This window comes from Pseudomonas sp. EL_65y_Pfl2_R96 (genome assembly GCF_963970905.1).
Lineage (GTDB): Bacteria > Pseudomonadota > Gammaproteobacteria > Pseudomonadales > Pseudomonadaceae > Aquipseudomonas.
Map to the genome: position 1 here is coordinate 1 of NZ_CAXAQH010000081.1, position 1,997 is coordinate 1,997.

A 1,997-nucleotide genomic window follows, 5' to 3' on the forward strand; every position below is an offset into this window, starting at 1 on the left:
GTGGGCGTGGGTCGTCAGATCGCTGTCAGCTGCGTGTCGCGCCAGGCCAAGGTCCAGCTGGAAATGGGCGGCAAGAACCCGCAGATCACTCGGCCATCTTGCGCAGGCCCAGGTTCAATCCCTCGGCGAGCAGGACGTTGAGCAGGCCGATCCGGTCGCCGCACGGTATGCCGGTGCGCAGATGGGTGAAGGCGTCGGTGAACTCCAGCGCGGCGTCCACTTCGAGCAGCAGGTCGGTGATGCGGATGGGCGGCAGGCGACGGTAAAGGTCCAGCACCAGGTCATCGATCCCGTCCGGCGCATCGGCGGTCAGGCGATCGATGCGCAGCGTCCCGTCCTCGATGCTGCCTTTCGGGATCGTACCGTTGCGCGCGGCGCGACCGAGCCGGGCGAGGCCATCGGCGAGACGGGCCTTGCGGTCCGCGAGCCAGACATGCGGATCGGACGGTACGGCCAGCTTCGCAGCATGCGCGACTTCCATCGATACGAGGACGTTGCGAAGGTCACCGTACCGGTGCGAGCGGTCGAGCCAGATGTCACCCGAGCGCAGCGCGTCGCGCAGATGGAACATGACCGCGACTTCTCGGAGGCGCGCATCATCGTCGCCCTTCGCCCGCAATTGACGCCGCCATTTGGAATGTGGGCGCAGGAAATCGTCGGTCGCCGGGAGCGCGTCTTTGGTGGCGATGGCGATCACCGCGTCCAGCAAGGGTCGCGCGACCGACGCGGCTTGGAGATGGAGGCAGCGCAGCATACGCGGGGCATAGCGACGGAAGCGGTGATACCCCTGATCGACATGCGCCAGCGGATCATCGCCAAGCGTGTCCGTCAGAACCCTGGCCGTCGCGACGAGGCGGGTGAGATGGTCCCATCCCGCCGCACGCGCGACCGCATCCTCCAGCGACGCGCCGTCGCCATGCGCTTCGATGAGCGATTGGCCGAGCGCGGCGAAGCCGTCCAGCGTCGCTGTGACCCCGCCTCTCGTTTCCGCGGCACGTGCGTCATGCAACTGTTTTGCCTCGCGCCAGGTGCGCCCGACGATCCGGTCATGCGTCTCGATCACCGCATCCGCAGTCGAGGTGGCCCACTCGATGATGCAGACAGTGAGGATGGCGCGACGCCGGTCGGTGCCGAGATCACGCAGGCCATCGGCGAAGTAACGTTCGCCCTGTCGGCGCAGCCGGGCGACGCGATGCGGCGGGACGTCGCCGAGCAGGCCGGCATCGAGGTTCATCGCACGCAGGAACTCAAGCCGGTCGAGCAGTCGGTTTGCCGCGGCGGAATTGTTGCCCGGCTCGATCCGGCGCAGCCAGATGAAGCGGCTGATTGCCCCCGGCAGCATTTCGGTCGTCAGCCGGTCGAGCCGGGTGCAGGCGACAAGATCAAGGCGCGATGCGATGCGCTTCTCGATGCCGCGTTCGGCCGCGACTGCGACGAGGCGGCCGAACGCTTCATCGCCGCCAACGACCTCGACAGCGCGCCGCGCACGCTGTGGACCGAGCACGAGGCCAGTCACGACGCACTGGAGGGGGGAGTTGCCGCATGACCACCCACGACCAAGCCACCCACGCCGTCTGGACACCGACCGACATCCGCCGCGCGGCGGAAATCTGGCAGCGCGATTTCGCCGATCACTATGGCGATAGTGCCGGGCCATGGGGCAAGCAGGGCGAGGTGTTCGGGACCATCGCCAAGGCCACGCGCAAGAGCATCGGCAGCGTCGCCGGGCGCTTTCAGCTGTACGGCGCATCCTTCTCCGCCGGGCCGCGCTCGGGGCCGTCGGCGAAGGCGACCGCCGATCTGGAACGGCGCACGGCCGCCCGCGCCCGGCAGGACCTGACGGCGAGCGTGTTCGGCGACCCGCCGCCAGGCTATTCGGCGCTCGACAGGCGCCGCGGCATGCTCCAGTCGCGGACGACACCCGCTGGCGTGTCTTCGAGCCAGCCCAGACGTTTGCCGGGGAAGTAGCCGTAAATCATGGTCATCAACGGCATCGC

2 pseudogenes are annotated in these 1,997 nt (G+C 68.3%); both read right to left on the bottom strand.

Annotated elements, in window-relative coordinates:
- Positions 1-91: 91 nt before the first annotated feature.
- A pseudogene (locus AACY49_RS29475) lies at positions 92-1,492 on the bottom strand (Tn3 family transposase); the annotation flags it as partial.
- 403 nt (positions 1,493-1,895) lie between these two features.
- A pseudogene (locus tag AACY49_RS29480) lies at positions 1,896-1,997 on the bottom strand (alpha/beta hydrolase); the annotation flags it as partial.